Source organism: Spirillospora sp. NPDC052242, from assembly GCF_040679555.1.
Taxonomy (GTDB): Bacteria; Actinomycetota; Actinomycetes; order Streptosporangiales; family Streptosporangiaceae; genus Spirillospora.
Genome location: NZ_JBFAUZ010000031.1, coordinates 1 through 15095, shown reverse-complemented (window position 1 = coordinate 15095; position 15095 = coordinate 1). Strand labels below are relative to the sequence as shown.

Annotated in this window: 14 protein-coding genes and 1 tRNA gene; 8 read left to right on the top strand and 7 right to left on the bottom strand. The window is 74.2% G+C overall.

All coding sequences use genetic code 11. The features are described 5' to 3' along the window. The first annotated feature begins 2 nt into the window (after positions 1 to 2). Positions 3 to 848, top strand: coding sequence for an ATP-dependent sacrificial sulfur transferase LarE (larE, locus tag AB0L25_RS24445; protein ID WP_500174988.1), 846 nt, complete (start codon positions 3 to 5; stop codon positions 846 to 848). Continuing rightward, positions 841 to 1521 (top strand): nickel pincer cofactor biosynthesis protein LarB, encoded by a 681-nt coding sequence (gene larB / locus AB0L25_RS24440; RefSeq protein WP_500174987.1) that lies wholly within the window; start codon positions 841 to 843, stop codon positions 1519 to 1521. Before larE ends, larB begins: the two co-directional genes overlap by 8 nt. 98 nt (positions 1522 to 1619) lie before the next feature. On the opposite strand, the gene larC is transcribed toward larB, so the two are convergent. Together larC and AB0L25_RS24430 are read right to left on the bottom strand one after the other, a co-directional pair. Further along, entirely contained in the window at positions 1620 to 2852 is a 1233-nt protein-coding gene (larC, locus tag AB0L25_RS24435; protein ID WP_500174986.1) for a nickel pincer cofactor biosynthesis protein LarC, read from the bottom strand. A 4-nt stretch (positions 2853 to 2856) separates the two neighbouring features. Next, positions 2857 to 4086, bottom strand: coding sequence for a lactate racemase domain-containing protein (locus AB0L25_RS24430; RefSeq protein ID WP_500174985.1), 1230 nt, complete (start codon positions 4084 to 4086; stop codon positions 2857 to 2859). A gap of 100 nt (positions 4087 to 4186) precedes the next feature. On the opposite strand from AB0L25_RS24430, the gene uxaC reads away from it, so the two are divergent. The 3 genes from uxaC to AB0L25_RS24415 all read left to right on the top strand — a co-directional run bounded on the left by uxaC (position 4187) and on the right by AB0L25_RS24415 (position 7308). Beyond that, positions 4187 to 5593: a glucuronate isomerase gene (gene uxaC, locus AB0L25_RS24425; RefSeq protein WP_500174984.1), complete on the top strand. Its 1407-nt coding sequence runs from the start codon at positions 4187 to 4189 to the stop codon at positions 5591 to 5593. Next, positions 5593 to 6924 (top strand): mannitol dehydrogenase family protein, encoded by a 1332-nt coding sequence (locus AB0L25_RS24420; protein WP_500174983.1) that lies wholly within the window; start codon positions 5593 to 5595, stop codon positions 6922 to 6924. Before uxaC ends, AB0L25_RS24420 begins: the two co-directional genes overlap by 1 nt. Positions 6925 to 7056: 132 nt before the next feature. Beyond that, a complete protein-coding gene (locus AB0L25_RS24415; protein ID WP_500174982.1) occupies positions 7057 to 7308 on the top strand; it encodes a DUF4873 domain-containing protein in 252 nt (83 codons plus the stop codon). A gap of 357 nt (positions 7309 to 7665) precedes the next feature. Here the strand turns inward: AB0L25_RS24415 and AB0L25_RS24410 are convergent. Beyond that, positions 7666 to 7741, bottom strand: a tRNA-Glu gene (locus AB0L25_RS24410). A gap of 71 nt (positions 7742 to 7812) precedes the next feature. Next, positions 7813 to 9525, bottom strand: a complete 1713-nt coding sequence (locus AB0L25_RS24405) for a metallophosphoesterase family protein (RefSeq protein WP_500174981.1) — start codon at positions 9523 to 9525, stop codon at positions 7813 to 7815. 32 nt (positions 9526 to 9557) lie between these two features. Here AB0L25_RS24405 and AB0L25_RS24400 point away from each other — a divergent pair, with 32 nt between their 5' ends. Then, entirely contained in the window at positions 9558 to 9899 is a 342-nt protein-coding gene (locus AB0L25_RS24400; RefSeq protein WP_026403474.1) for a metallopeptidase family protein, read from the top strand. A gap of 106 nt (positions 9900 to 10005) precedes the next feature. Next, positions 10006 to 11322 (top strand): MFS transporter, encoded by a 1317-nt coding sequence (locus AB0L25_RS24395; protein WP_500174980.1) that lies wholly within the window; start codon positions 10006 to 10008, stop codon positions 11320 to 11322. On the opposite strand, the gene AB0L25_RS24390 is transcribed toward AB0L25_RS24395, so the two are convergent. Then, a complete protein-coding gene (locus AB0L25_RS24390; protein WP_500174979.1) occupies positions 11319 to 11642 on the bottom strand; it encodes a PspC domain-containing protein in 324 nt (107 codons plus the stop codon). The genes AB0L25_RS24395 and AB0L25_RS24390 overlap by 4 nt on opposite strands. Before the next feature lie 182 nt (positions 11643 to 11824). Here AB0L25_RS24390 and AB0L25_RS24385 point away from each other — a divergent pair, with 182 nt between their 5' ends. After that, positions 11825 to 12850, top strand: a complete 1026-nt coding sequence (locus AB0L25_RS24385) for an aspartate-semialdehyde dehydrogenase (RefSeq protein WP_500174978.1) — start codon at positions 11825 to 11827, stop codon at positions 12848 to 12850. Between the two features lie 55 nt (positions 12851 to 12905). Here AB0L25_RS24385 and AB0L25_RS24380 read toward each other — a convergent pair whose 3' ends face one another. Then, complete coding sequence (locus AB0L25_RS24380) at positions 12906 to 13124, bottom strand: DUF2277 domain-containing protein (RefSeq protein ID WP_026403462.1); 219 nt, start codon at positions 13122 to 13124, stop codon at positions 12906 to 12908. 347 nt (positions 13125 to 13471) lie between these two features. Next, the gene (locus AB0L25_RS24375) at positions 13472 to 14980 is read right to left on the bottom strand and encodes a M28 family metallopeptidase (protein ID WP_500174977.1); all 1509 of its coding nucleotides are present in this window, start codon (positions 14978 to 14980) and stop codon (positions 13472 to 13474) included. Between the last annotated feature and the right edge of the window lie 115 nt (positions 14981 to 15095).

Genomic DNA, 15095 nt, shown 5'->3' with positions numbered 1-15095 from the left:
CGATGCCGCCCCTGCTGACCGGGGAGGACGCGCGGGACGCCGACCGCGCGGGCGCGCTGCTGCGCACGTCCGGACGGCTCGCCGTGGCGTTCTCCGGCGGCGTGGACTCCTCGGTCCTGCTCGCGATCGCCGTCCGGGAGCTGGGCGCGGACCGGGTGCTGGCCGTGCTCGGCGTCTCCCCCAGCCTCGCGGCGGACGAGCGGCGCGCGGCGCACGAGGTCGCCGCGCACGTCGGCGCGACCGTGGTGGAGGTCGAGACCCGCGAAGGCGATGCGCCCGCCTACCGCGCCAACGGCCCCGACCGGTGCTTCCACTGCAAGGACGAGCTGTTCACGCGGATCTCGGCGGAGGTCGCGGCGGCGCACGGCGTCACCGCCGTCGCCTACGGGGAGAACGCCGACGACGCGCGCCGCCCCGACCGTCCCGGCTCCCGGGCCGCGGCGGAGCACCGGGTGCTGCGCCCGCTCGCCGACGCGGGCCTCGGCAAGGCGGCGGTCCGGCGGATCGCCGCCGCGTTCGGCCTGCCGTCGGCGGACAAGCCGGCCGCGCCGTGCCTGGCGTCCCGGATCCCGCACTTCGCGGAGGTCACCCCGGAGAAGCTGGCGCAGGTGGAGGAGGCCGAGCGGGCGCTGCGGCGGCTGGGGCTGCGCGACTGCCGGGTCCGGCACCACGGCGAGGTCGCCCGCATCGAGGTCCCGGTCGCCGACATCGCGCGGCTGGCGGGCGGGCTGCGCGCGGACGTCCTGGCGGCGGTGCGGCGGGCGGGGTTCCGCATGGTCGCCGTCGACCTGGCCGGCATCCAGTCGGGCGCGTTCACGCTGCCGCTGGTGGAGGTGCGGCATGGCTGACGCGTGGCGCCCTCCGGCGTTGTTCGCCCGGCTCGACCACGACCGGACGGCGCGCCGCGGCTACCCGGAGGCGGTGTACTGCGAGGGCAAGACCCCGGAGCAGGTGCGCGCCATCGCCGCGCGGCTGCGCGAACGCGGAACCGGGGGCGGCGCCGCGCTGTTCACGCGCGCCGGGCCCGAGCACGCGCGGGCGGTGACCACCGAGCTGCCGGACGCGCGCCACGAGCCCGGCGCACGGCTGCTGGCGTGGCCGCCCGAGCCGCCGGAGCCGTCCGGCGGGCACGTGGTCGTGCTGGCCGCGGGCACGTCCGACCTGCCGGTGGCGCGCGAGGCCGAGCTGACCGCGCGTCACCTCGGGCGTCCGTGCGAGCTGGCCGTGGACGTGGGCGTCGCGGGCCTGCACCGCGTCCTCGGTCTGCTCGGCACGCTTCGTGCGGCCCGCGCGATCGTCGTGGCGGCGGGCATGGACGGGGCGCTGGCGAGCGTGGTCGCGGGCCTGGTGCCCGCGCCCGTCGTCGCGGTGCCGACGTCGGTGGGGTACGGCGCGGCGTTCGGCGGGCTGGCGCCGCTGCTGTCGATGCTCAACGCGTGCGCCCCGGGCGTCGCGGTGGTCAACATCGACAACGGGTACGGCGCCGGGCACCTGGCCGCGCAGATCGCGGCACCGCACTGAACCGACCGCACTGAACCGACCGCACTGAACCGACCGCACTCGGCCGACCGCACTCGGCCGACCGCACTCGGCCGACCGCCCTCGGCCGACCGCCCGAGTCACGCGGGCGGGGCCGCCTCCAGGCCGGGCGGTGCCGGCTCGCCGTGCGCGAGCCCGGCGGCGTGCGCGGCGGCGACGGCGGCGTCGAGGACCGCGCGGACGGGGACGCCGCGTGCGGCGGCGAGGCGGGCGGCGTCCTCGAACTCGGGGGCCGCCTGCACGATGCGGCCGTCCCGGTGCCCCACCTTGACCGGCAGCCGCGCGCCGAGGACGTCCACCCGCGCCCAGCCGCGCCGCAGCATCGTCTTGCGGACGGTCCGCTCCCGGACGCCGAGCGTGCTGGTCAGCCGGAACATCGCCGTCCGCAGCCCGTCCGCCCGCCCCGGCGGGCCCAGCACGCACAGCGTGTGCGCCGGGCGGCCCTTCTTCATCAGGACGGGGACGAGCCACGCGTCGGACGCCCCCGCCTCCAGCAGGGCCGCCAGGACGCCCGGCCACACGCGCGGGTCGAGGTCGTCGACGTTGGCCTCCAGGACGACCGCCTCGGCCGCGCTCCCCCCGTCCACCGGCCTTTCCCCGGCGGCGCCGAGGAGGACGCGCACGACGTTGGGCCGTCCGGGAGTGTCGCGGGAACCGGCGCCGACGCCCGTCGCCTCCAGCCGCATGGGCGGCAGGCCGCGCTCCTCGCGGGCGAGCACGGCGAGCAGCGCCATGCCGGTGGGCGTGGCCAGCTCGCCGTCGCCGCCGGCGAGGACGCGCCGTCCGGCCGCCAGCTCGGCGACGGCGGGCACGGGCACCGGCATGTCGCCGTGCGCGGTCGCGACGCGTCCCGCGCCGACGGCGACCGGGCCCGCGGCCACGTCGGTCACCGCCAGGTCGTGCAGGGCCGCGCAGACCCCGACGACGTCCGCGATGGAGTCCCACGCGCCGACCTCGTGGAAGGCGACGTCGTCGGCGGCGACGCCGTGCACGCGCCCCTCGGCCGCGGCGAGCCGCCCGAACACCGCCAGCGCGTCCTCGCGCACCCGGGCGGGCAGGTCGGCACCCGCGAGCAGCCGCCGGACGTCGCGCCACGTCCGGTGCGGGTGGCCGTCCCCGCCCGGGACGACCCGGACGCGCGCCGCCCGCATCCCCGCTCGCGTCACCTCCTCGCGCACGAGCCGGACCTCGCCCGGGACCACCGCCTCCACCGCCGCCCGGACGGACGACGGCGCGGCGCCCGCGTCGAGCAGCGCGGCCAGCAGCATGTCCCCCGCGACGCCCGCCGAGGCGTCGATCCACGCGGTCCGCATCCGCTCAGCCGCGCAGCCGGTACAGCACCTCGCCCGCCTGCGGCACGACGAGCGCGTCCGGGTCGGCGGCGAACGCGTCGACGTCGACGGCGGCCGGGTCGAGGTGGTCGAGATTCGCGCGGCGCACGACGTCCTCCGGGATGCCCGTCGCCAGCGTGACGGTGACCCGGCACCGCTCGCCGCGCTCCGGGTCGTAGGTGCCCGCGCCGCGCAGGTGGGTGGAATGGGCGAGAACGCCCCAGTGCAGATGCCGGAAGCGGTCCCACTGCTTCGTGAAGTAGTCGCGGCAGTGGTAGCCGATCTCCTCGATCTCGGGGTGCATCGCCGAGATCGTCCGGACGTGCGGCGCGTACAGGACGACCTGGCCGCCGTCCGCGACGACCGGCTCGACCTTGTAGAAGCCCTTCGCCGCCGTCCACATGTCGTCGTACTTGCCGGGAATCACCGACAGCACCCGCCGCACCGGCGCGTCCAGGTAACGGACATGGACGCCGGTCGACACCTCGGCCGCCGCCGCCCACGCCTCCTCCGGGGAGCCGAACGCCAGCGAGTGCAGCTCCCCGGAACCGGACGCGACCACCGCGCACAGCGCGAGCCTGCGGCCCGGGATCAGCGCGGCCGCCTCGTCGATGAGGGCGCGGACGGGCGTGACACCGCGCGTGCCGATGATGTCCGCACTGGTGATCAGGGCGCCCAGCCAGTGCGAGAGGTCGATCACGTCGGCGTGCGCGACGCCCGGGAAGAAGTACTTGTTGCCGCCGGAGAACCCCACGACCTCGTGCGGGAACACCGGCCCGACGACGAGCGCGACATCGTGCTCCACGACGGCCCGGTTGATCCGCACGTCCACCCCGTGGTGCAGCAGCCCGCCGGACAGCTCGCCCACCCGCGCCGCGCCGATCGCGCCGAGCGAGACGAACGTCGACGGCTCCCACCACGCGTGGTTGAGCACGGTCATCCCGGGGAGCGCGGGGACGTGCGCCGCCAGTTCCGCGTCGCTCATCGGCGCGTGCGTCCCCAGCGCCACGAGGACGGTCAGCCGGGAGACGCGGCCGTGCAGCGCGGCGTGGACGGCGCGCAGCAGCATCGGCAGCGGGCAGCTCCGGGTGCCGTCGGGCACGACCAGGCACACGCTGCGGCCGTCCAGATCCTCCGCCGCGAGCCCTTCGGCGACGAAGTCCGCCGCCTGCTCGTCGGAGAGAACGCCGTGCGGGCCGCCGATCCGGTGCGTCATGGCGCCAGCGGATCACGCCCGCCGTCCCACGGGCAACCGCGCACGGCAACATGTGGCAACCGATTGCCCGGCGCGCCGGACGCCGACGACCATTCGGCACATGCCGATCCATCTGCATCCCGACCGGCTGCTGCCCGCCGATCCCGGCGTGCGCGCGCTGGCGCGGCGGCTCTACGACTCCGTCCGGGGACTCGCGATCCTGTCGCCGCACGGTCACGTCGACGCGCGGCTGCTGGTCGAGGACGAACCGTTCGGCGACCCGGCGAGCCTGCTGATCTCCCCGGACCACTACGTCACCCGGCTGCTGCACGCCGACGGCGTCCCGCTGCACGAGCTCGGCGTGGGACGCGGCTTGCTGTCCGAGACCGCCGCCCGGACGGCGTGGCGGCGGCTGTGCGAGCACTGGCCGGTCTTCCGCGGAACGCCCGTCCGGTACTGGCTGGAGGCCGAACTCGGCGAGGTCTTCGGCGTCGAGGACCGTCCCGCACCGGACACCGCCGACCGGATCTACGACCGGATCGCCGAGCGGCTCGCGGAACCGTCCTTCCGCCCGCGCGCACTGTTCGAGCGCTTCGGCATCGACGTGCTCGCCACGACCGACGATCCCTGCGACGATCTCACCGCGCACCGCGCCCTCGCCGAGGACGCCGCCTGGCGGGCGCGGGTCGTCCCCACGTTCCGTCCCGACCGCTACCTGGAGCCGGACCAGGCCGGCTGGGCCGAGGCGGTCAGGCGGCTGGGCGAGGCCGCCGACACCGACACGTCCGGCTATGACGGATACATCCGGGCGCTGGAAGCGCGGCGCCGCCACTTCGTCGCGCACGGCGCGACGTCCGCCGACCACAGCCACGCGGACGTCCGCACGGACCCGCTGCCGTCCCGCGACGCCGCCCGCATCTACCGCGCCGCCCTCGCCGGCGACGCGACGGAGGCGGAGACGCTCGCGTTCCGGCGGCACATGCTGCTGGAGATGGCCCGCATGTCGTGCGAGGACGGTCTCGTGATGACGCTGCACCCGGCGGTGCGCCGCAACCATCACGCGCCGACCCTGCACCGCTACGGCCCCGACACCGGCCACGACATCCCCCTGCGCGCCGAGTTCACCGACGCGCTCCGGCCGCTGCTGGAGCGGTACGGAACCGCGGACGGCTTCCGGCTCGTCCTGTTCACCATCGACGAGACGGCGTTCTCCCGGGAGATCGCGCCGCTCGCCGGCTTCTACCCGTCGGTGTACGCGGGGGCGCCCTGGTGGTTCCTCGACGCGCCCGACGCGATCCGCCGGTTCCAGCGGTCCGTCACCGAGACGGCGGGACTCTCCCGCACCACCGGATTCGTCGACGACACCCGCGCCTTCTGCTCCATCCCGGCCCGGCACGACATGTCCCGCCGCCTGGACAGCGGCTTCCTCGCCGAACTGGTGGCCGAGCACCGGCTGACCGAGGAAGAGGCATTCGAGACGGCCGCGGAACTGGTCACCGTCAATCCGCGCCGGGCGTTCAAGCTGTGATGCCCCCGCTGACCCGTGCCCGCGACGGCCGTCCGTCCGCCCCGGTGCGGATCCTCCACCTCGGCCTCGGCGGTTTCTTCCGCGCCCACCAGGCCTGGTACACCGAGAACTCGCCGGACGCCCCGCAGTGGGGCATCGCCGCGTTCACCGGCCGCAGCACGCGGACCGCGGACCGCCTGAACGCCCAGGACGGGATGTACACGCTGGTCGCGCGCGGCCCCGGCGGCGACCGCTTCGAGCGGATCGGCTCCGTCTCCGCGGCGCACCCCGGCGGCGACCACGCGGCCTGGCTGGAGTACTGGCGCGACCCCCGCCTGGCGGTCGTCACGCTGACGGTGACCGAAGCCGGGTACGCCCGAACGCCCGGCGGCGGCCTCGACACCGGCCTCCCGGACGTCCGCGCCGACATCGCGACGCTCCGCGCCTCCCCGCACGCCCCCGTCGGCACCGCGGCGGCCAGGCTGCTGGCCGGGCTGGCCGCACGCCGGCGGGCCGGCGGCGGGCCGGTGGCGATCGTGCCGTGCGACAACCTCCCCGGCAATGGCCGGACGGTCGCCCGGATCGTCCGGGAACTCGCCGACGCGATCGGCCCGGCCTGGGCGCGGGCGGCGGCGCACGCCTCCTACGTGGACACCGTCGCGGACCGCATCACCCCCTGGCCGACGGACGAGACCGCGGCGGCGGTGGCCGCCGCCACCGGCCGGACCGACGCCGCCCCCGTCATGGCGGAACCGTTCGCCGAATGGGCGCTGTGCGGGGACTTCCCCGCGGGACGTCCGCGCTGGGAAGCCGCCGGCGCCCGTTTCGTCCCCGACATCGCCCCCTACGAGCGCCGCAAGCTCCGGCTTCTCAACGGCGGCCACTCGCTCCTCGCCTACGCCGGCTCCCTGCGCGGCCACACCACCGTCGCCGACGCCATGACCGACCCGCTCTGCCGGACGTGGCTCGACGCGTGGTGGGACGAGGCGTCCGCCGGACTGGACGCCGACCCCGGCCTGCCCGCCTACCGCGCCGCGCTCGTCGAACGCTTCTCCAACCCGCGGATCGCCCACGCCCTCGCCAAGATCGCGGAGAACGGCGCCGACAAGCTCCTCGACCGCGTCGTTCCCACCGTCCGCAGTGCACGCCGAAACGGGGCGACCCCCGTCGCCGCGGTCCGGATCATCGCGGCATGGCTGCTGTACCAACGCGGCGACGCCGCCGGATCCGCGTCCGGCTCGCTCCGGGACGCGGCATCCGGCGTCCTGCACCGGCTCGACCCGGCCCTGGCCCTCGATCCCGATCTGGTGGACGCCGTCGCCTCGCAGGCCGACGAGCTGCTCCTGAAGTGACGACGGAACGCCCTTCGCAACCCGGCGCCGTCCCGCACATCGGAGCGGCGCGGGGCGGGAACGTCCGACCTCCACGCTATGGTCCGTCCTCATGAACACACTCCACACCAGCCTCGCCGAGAAGGCCCGGGCGTGAGCCGCTACAGAGGACCCGCCACTCTGATCAGCAGCGACGGAGCCGAAGTCGAGGTCTACGTCGATCTGCGCTCCAAGCAGCGGGAGTGGTCGGGAACGGCGACCATCGCCGACTTCGACGCCGGCGACACTCATGACCGGACGTTGAGGCTTCCCGACGGCCGCGAGGGGCAGGTCACGCTCGGCGATTCGGAAGCCTGGTCGGACATCCTCACGCTGGTCGGAAGCGGTCCGCCGCCGTTCGCCTGAACAGATCGTCCGACCGACGAACGCACACGCCACCGCACCTGGGTAGACGATCGCCGCCGGGCCCTACCGGCCAGGCCGCGTTGCGGGAACTGCAGAACGCGGCGCCGGCGGCGCCGTGCCCGGAACTGCTGGACCGCATCCCGACCGGGGCGGTCGATCTCGACCGGCTACCCGGGACGGTCCTGCGGCGGTTGCTGGATGCGTTCGCCGTGCAGATGCGTCACGATGGGGACGCCAACCGGGTGGACGTCCAGGTCACGATCACGCCCGGGACGTTCGACACGCAGGCGGGCGCCGCGAGAGCGGCGATCGCTGGTGTTTGGACGGACGGCGATGGCGATCTTGCAGCCATGCGCGTGGTACCCCCTACCGGATTCGAACCGGCGCTACCGCCTTGAAAGGGCGGCGTCCTAGGCCGCTAGACGAAGGGGGCCCGGTGTCGTGGCGCGTGCGCCACTCGACCGTGACAAGTGTAGGGGACAACGTGGCCGCCCGCACAAACGGTTATCCCCCTTCGGACGCGGACGTGCGGGGCGAGGCGCCGAACGGGGACGGCGAGGGCGGCGGGGACGGGGTGCGGGACGGCCAGTCGGACGGCCACTCGGACGGGAACGGGGAGGTCGGGGAGGACGGCGGCGCGATCGCGGGCGGGCGCGGCCGGATCGCCCGGTCCGGTTCGGGTTCGAGCTGGCGCTCGATGTTGGCCGAGGTGAGGCCGAGGCCGCCGAGGCGCAGGTCGTCCCAGCCCTGCAGGCGCTTGCTGGAACGGTTGAAGTACAGGACGGACAGTTCGAACGGCGTCGGCTCCTCCTGCTCGAGGCCGCGCAGCCCGGCGGCGCCGGTGGAGCCCTGGACGAACAGGCGGGTGCCGGTCGGGAGGAGTTCGGTCTTGCGCGTGTGGGTGTGCCCGGACAGGACGAGCGGGGTCAGCCCGGAGAACGCCTTGCCCTCGGTGGGGTCGTGGACGACGGCGATGTCGGGGTTGGCGCGGGTCTCGCGGAGCTGCTCGGCGAGGACGGTGCCCTGCGCGTAGAGCTGCTCGGCGCCGACGTTGTCGTCGCGGGTGGACTTGTCGGGGGTGAAGCGGGGGTCGCCGACGCCGTAGACGCGCAGGCCCTCGATCTCGCGGGTCTCGTCGTCCAGGACGATCGCGTTGTCCTGCTCGGCGACGGCCTCGGCGGTGGCCTCGGAGTCGTGGTTGCCGCGGATGTAGACGTAGGGGACGTCGAGGTCCCCGATGGAGTTCGCGAACTCGTTCTCGGCCTCGCTGCCGTGGTCCATGAGGTCGCCGCTGTCGATGATGAACTTGACCTGGAACTGCGTGGCGACCGAGTCGATCACGCTCCACGCGGCCGGGTTGAGGTGGATGTCGGAGACGTGCAGGACCCGGATCGTGGACGGGTCGGGTTCGTAGACGGGGAGGGTGGACGTCGTCGCGTACAGCTCGGAGACGTTGCCGACGAGCTTGGCGAGCTGCTCGCGGTAGGCGGAGAACCGGTCGACGAGGTTCTGCGCGTCGCCGACGACCTGCGGCGCGTTCGCGAGCAGGCCGGTGTAGCGCGGCTCGCTGATCGCGCGCGGGTTGAACGTCGTCCACGTCAGCACGAGGACGGCGGCGATGCCGGTGGCGGCCGAGCCCATGCCGAGGAGGGCGCGCCGCCACGACCGGAACAGGACGAGCGTCGCGGCGAAGCTCGCGGCGAGCGCGAGGACGGCGGCGCGGACGAGGAGGTCCTTGACGCCGTCGCGGAGCTGGTCGGCGATCCGGTCGGTGAGCCGGGTCAGTTCGACGTCGTCCTCGATGAGCCGCTGGGCCTCGTCGGGGCGCACCTCGGTGAGCTTCGCCTCGAGGGCGAGCGGCCCCCAGTGGGTGTCGAGCCGCAGCGCCCCGATCGGCGGCAGTTCGAGGGCCGTCCCGCCGTGCAGGGACGGCTGGAGGCTGAGCTGCACGTTGGTGGGGCCGACGGGGGTGACGACGCGGCCGCCGAGGAGCAGGCCGATGTAACCGGCGGCGAGGCCGGCGAGGACGACGTACAGGACGCGGGACGGGCGGCTGCGCAGCACGCGCCCGGTGCGGCGGGCGCCCGCGGCGGTGCGGCGGGCGGCGGGGGCGAGTGCGGTGCGGGCACGGCGGGCGGCGGGGGAGCCGCCGAGGCGGCGGAGGCCGGCGCCGAGCCGGGAACGGGTCTGGGCCGTCGAGGCGCGGACCTTGGGCACGGGTTCCCTTCCAGTCGAGCAGAATGGCCGGTGTGATCGAGTTGACGCGCGAGGCGTTCGAGGACCTGGTGGGCGAGGCCCTCGACAGCATCCCGCCCGAGCTGACCGCCCACATGCGCAACGTCGTCATCGTCGTCGAGGATGACGCGCCCGAGGACGGCCTGCTCGGTCTTTACCAAGGCGTACCCCTAACCGAACGCGGGGACTGGTACGGCGGTGTACTGCCCGATCACATTTCGATCTACCGTCGGGAGATCCTCCGGATCTGCGAGACGGAGGAGGATGTGGTCGATGAAGTGCGGATCACCGTGGTCCATGAGATCGCCCACCATTTCGGAATCGACGATGACAGACTGCACGAGCTGGGCTACTGATCGCGAATAAGTCACGGCAATCGGGCACTGTAGGTCACATAACTGCCACGCAGCGTGAGTTAATAGGAGTGTCGCCCAACCCGGGGCGGCCCGACCTGGAGCGCGCGTGGCGGGTAGGCAGAGACGGACCGGCAGGCACCGGCGTCCGCCGGAGGCGCAGGCGACCTACCGCGAGGTGTTCGCGGTGCGGGAGTTCCGCGCGCTCTGGCTGGCGCAGGCGCTGTCGTTCATCGGCGACCAGCTCGCGCAGGTGGCGCTGGCCGTCCTGGTGTACGAGCGCACCGGCAACGCCCTGCTCACCGCCGCCACCTACGCGCTGACGTACCTGCCGCCGATCGTCGGCGGCCCCCTGCTGTCGGGCCTCGCCGACGTGTTCCCGCGCCGCACCGTGATGATCGTCTGCGATGTCGTGCGGGCGGTGCTGGTCGCGCTGATGGCCGTGCTGGCGCTGCCGTTAGGGGCGCTGTGCGTCCTGGTGTTCCTCACGGTGCTGCTGGGGACGCCGTTCACGGCGGCGCGCGCGGCGGTGCTCCCGGACGTCCTGGAGGGCGACCGGTTCGTCGCCGGGACGGCGATCAACAACATCACCCACCAGGTCACGCAGATGCTGGGGTTCCTGGCTGGCGGCGCGATCGTCGCGGCGGTCGGCGCCCGGGAGGCGCTCGCCCTCAACGCCCTGACGTTCGGCGCGTCCGCGGTGATCCTGGTCGGGGGGCTGCGGCGCCGCCCGGCGCCCAAGGACCGGGACGCCCAGTCGCTCGGCCTGTGGCGCGGCATGCGGGACGGCGCCCGCCTCGTGTTCGGGGACCCGACCCTGCGGTCCCTCGTGTCGTTCGCGTGGCTGTGCGCCTTCTACACGATCCCGGAGGGCCTCGCCGCCCCGTACGCGGCGACGTTCGACGACAGCGCGGTGACGGTGGGGCTGCTGATGTCGGCGATGCCGACGGGCATGGTGGTCGGCGCGTTCCTGTACAGCCGGTTCGTCCGTCCGGCGAGCCGGCTGCGGTCGATGGGCTGGATGGCGATGCTGGCGTGCGTGCCGCTCGTCGGTTCGGGGCTGCAGCCGCCGCTGTGGACGGTGCTGCTGCTGTGGGCGCTGTCGGGCGTGGGCAGCGCGTACCAGCTCGCGGCCAACGCGGCGTTCGTCGCCGCGGTGCCGCCGAGCGGACGCGGCCAGGCGTTCGGCCTCGCGCAGTCGGGCATCCTCGCGGGCCAGGGCCTCGGCATCCTGGTCGGCGGGGCCGCCGCCGAGGTGCTCGGCCCGCAGACGGTGGTGGCGCTCGCGGGCGCCGTCGGGCTGTCGGCCGCCGCGATGCTCACCCTGTCGTGGAACCAGATCCGCGGCACGGCGATCACGCACGCCGCGTCCGTCGTCGTCGCCAAGGCGGGCGACGACGCCCGCAGATCGGCCCCCGCCTCCTAGACGGTGGTCTTGTGCCGCTTGGTGTTGACGGCGTCCTTCGCCTTCCGGACGGCGTCCTGGAACGCCGGGGAGTCGCCGGCCTTCTTCGCGAGGTCCTCGGCGATCGACTTCGGCGCGCCCTCGTCGGGCATCAGCAGCCAGCCGATCACGTAGAGGGCGATCCCGGCGCCGCCGAACAGCGTGAAGAGGGCGAGCCCGAGCCGGACGATGTTGGGGTCCACGCCCAGGAACCGTCCGACGCCCGCGCAGACGCCCGCGACCAGGCGCCCCTCGTGGGTCCGTCTCAGCGACTTGCTTGCGGTGCTCTTCTCCATGTCCATGCCTCGATCATGCCCACCGGGGCGGCGCCTGACATCCGGGATTCGCCCTGATTCACCCCTGAGACGCCCCTGGTCCGGTAGGGGGAGACGAAACCGGCCCGAACGACCGGCTTGAAAAGCGCTTGGCGGCGTTGCGTAGGGTGAACGACTGAGACGCAGGTCAAGCGATCGTAGGGAGTCGCATGAGAATCGGGATCGTCGGGGCCACCGGCCAGGTCGGCAGCGTGATGCGGGAGATCCTCGCGGAACGCGCCTTCCCGGTCGACGAGCTGCGCCTGTTCGCGTCCGCGCGGTCCGCGGGACGCAAGCTGCCGTGGGGGGACGGCGAGATCACCGTCGAGGACGCCGCCGCGGCCGACTACGCGGGCCTCGACGTCGTCCTGTTCTCCGCGGGCAAGGGCTCCTCGAAGGAACTCGCGCCGAAGGTCGCCGCCGCCGGGGCCGTCGTCGTCGACAACTCGTCCGCGTGGCGGCTGGACCCGGACGTCCCCCTGGTGGTGTCCGAGGTCAACCCGCACGCCGCCGCGAACCGGCCGAAGGGCATCATCGCCAACCCGAACTGCACGACGATGGCCGCGATGCCGGTGCTGCGGCCCCTGCACGCCGAGGCGGGCCTGGAGGCCCTGGTCGTCTCGACGTACCAGGCGGTGTCGGGCAGCGGCCTCGCGGGCGTGTCGGAGCTGCACGAGCAGAGCCGCAAGGTCGTCGAGAACGCCGATCGGCTCACCCGCGACGGCTCCGCGGTGCAGTTCCCCGAGCCGAACGTGTACGTCCGCCCGATCGCGTTCAACGTCCTGGCGATGGCCGGGTCGATCGTGGACGACGGGCTGAACGAGACCGACGAGGAGCAGAAGCTCCGCAACGAGAGCCGCAAGATCCTCGAGATCCCGGACCTCAAGGTCTCGGGCACCTGCGTCCGGGTGCCGGTCTTCACCGGCCACTCCCTGCAGGTCAACGCCCGTTTCGCGCGCCCGATCACGCCGGAGCGCGCCGCCGAGCTGCTGGCCGCCGCCCCGGGCGTCGAGCTGAGCGACGTCCCCACCCCGCTCCAGGCCGCCGGCCAGGACCCGACGTTCGTGGGCCGCATCCGCCGCGACGAGACGGTGGAGAACGGGCTGTCGCTGTTCTGCTCGGGCGACAACCTCCGCAAGGGCGCGGCCCTCAACACGATCCAGATCGCCGAGCTGATCGCCGCCGAGAAGAAGTAGACAGACGCGCCGACACGGCCCGTGCACGTCGCGTGCGCGGGCCGTCGGCGTCCCGTCAGGCGCTGCGCGCGCCCCGCACCTCCAGCGTCTCCAGGAGGCGGGCCGTGCTGGCGGCGATCTCCTCGACGGCCCGGTCGAACGCCTCGGCGTTGTGCGCGGCCGGAGCCCGGAACCCGGAGATCTTGCGGACGTACTGGAGCGCGGCCGCCCGGACGTCCTCGTCGGTCGCGTCCTCGGTGAACGGCGGGCGGAGCGTCTTGATACTGCGGCACATGTTCCCATTGTGACCCCGGCCTCCGACATTCCGTCAGGAGGAGCTGTACGGGACGGGCCGAGATGTCGTCCCGTACAGCTCTCCTGAGGCGAGCCCTGCACACGAGGGGCTCGCCGCGCGGCCGGGCGGGGGTCGGCCGCGCTCCGTGCACGTCCGGAGCGGGGGACGTGCGGTCGGACCCGCCCCGGGTCGTGGACGTCGTCGCGACGTGCGCCGGGACCGGGAAGGGCGTCCCAAAAAGGACATCGCGGGGACGTGTCCGGTGTCAACGAGTCCAGCCGGTGTTGGATTTTCAATCCTTGTGAAACAAGCTTCTGAAACTACTGAAACCCCGGGCCGACCTGCGGCTACCTGGTGAACGAGAGGTCGTCGACGCCCGCCTCCACCAGGCTCGCGGCGCCGGCGTCGGCGGCGGTGACGACGACGCGGACGGTCGTGCCCGCGTGCGCGGACACGTCGGCGGTGTGCGCGGTCCACGCGCCGGGGGCGTTCGCGGCCGTCCCGCGCCGGTCGAGGACGGTCGTGGACCCGTTCGGGCCGACGACGGCGACGCGCAGGTGATCGTCGGACGAGCCGTTGTCCAGGTGCGCGAGGTACCAGGAGAACGCGAGGGCGCGGGTGCCCGCGGGGAGCGCGATCGGGCCGGACCGGACGGTCGTGGTGCCGCCGTCGAGATCGTTCGCGCCCGCGCCGCTTCCGGCGGCGGCCCCGGTGACGAGGGCGTGGCCGCCGCTCGCGGCGCCGAGCTGGAGGTTCACGCCGGACCAGTTGGTCGGCTGCGGGGCGCCGCGCTCGAACGTGCCGGACGTCGCGGTGTCGGTGCCGTCCGGGTCGACGGTCCAGCCGCGGTCGGTCTCGAGGTCGTCGGCGTGGACGACCTCGCCGTCCGGCGGGCCGCCGGTTCCGGCGAGCGTCCAGACGGCGTGGGCGATCGCGTCGGCGTTGCGGTCGAGGGCGGTGTCGTCGATGTTCGCGGTGGTGTCGCAGTACGCGTGGTAGCAGCGGTCGTAGGGCGCGCCCGCCTGCCCGCCCCAGAGGCGGGCCTCCTCGGCGGTCTTGCGGCCCTCGGCGCCGGTGAACAGGCCGCCGGCGGGGATGCCGACGCGGATGAACGGCCCGTAGTCGGAGCGCCCGTCGAACGCGGTGTCGCGGACGGGGACGCCGAGCGCGGTGAAGTGCTCGCGGAGGACGGTCTCGATGCGGGCGGATCCGGCGGGGCCGCCGGGCCCGCTGGAGCCGTCGCCGTCGTAGGCGAAGTAGCCGGGGTTCGGCGAGCCGACCATGTCGAAGTTGAGGTAGCCGCCGATCTTCTGCCGTTCGGCGGACGGCAGGGTGTTCACGTAGTGGGTGGAGCCGAGGAGGCCGAGTTCTTCGGCGCCCCACCAGGCGAAACGCAGGTGCTTGCCGGGCCGCAGGTCGGCGCGGGCGACGGCGAGGGCGGTCTCCAGGATCGCGGCGGAGCCGGAGCCGTTGTCGTTGATGCCGGGCCCGGCCGCGACGCCGTCGAGGTGGGCGCCGATCATCAGGACGTCGTCCGGGTCGCCGCCGGGCCAGTCGGCGATCAGGTTGTACCCGGTGGCGCCGCGGGCGGTGAACGACTGGACGGTCGTGGCGAACCCGGCCGCGTCCAGCCGGGCTCTCACGTAGTCGAGGGACGCGCGGTAGCCGGACGTGCCGTGGGCGCGGTTGCCGCCGTTGGCGTCCGCGATGCCCTGGAACCGCGCCAGGTGCGCCTTGACGTCGGCGAGCGGGACGTCCGGGGCGGCGGTCGTGGACGGGGCGGCCGCGGCGGTCGCGGGCACGGCGAGGGGCGTGAGCGCCAGAGCGGCCGCGAAGGTCAATGCGGTGATCTTCATGGGGTGCCTCCAGGAAGGGGCTCGGGGTCGGGCAGGATCAGCTCGGCCATCTCGGCGAGCCGGTCGGCCATGCGGGAGTACGACGTGTACCCCATGCCCGCGTGCAGCAGCGCGC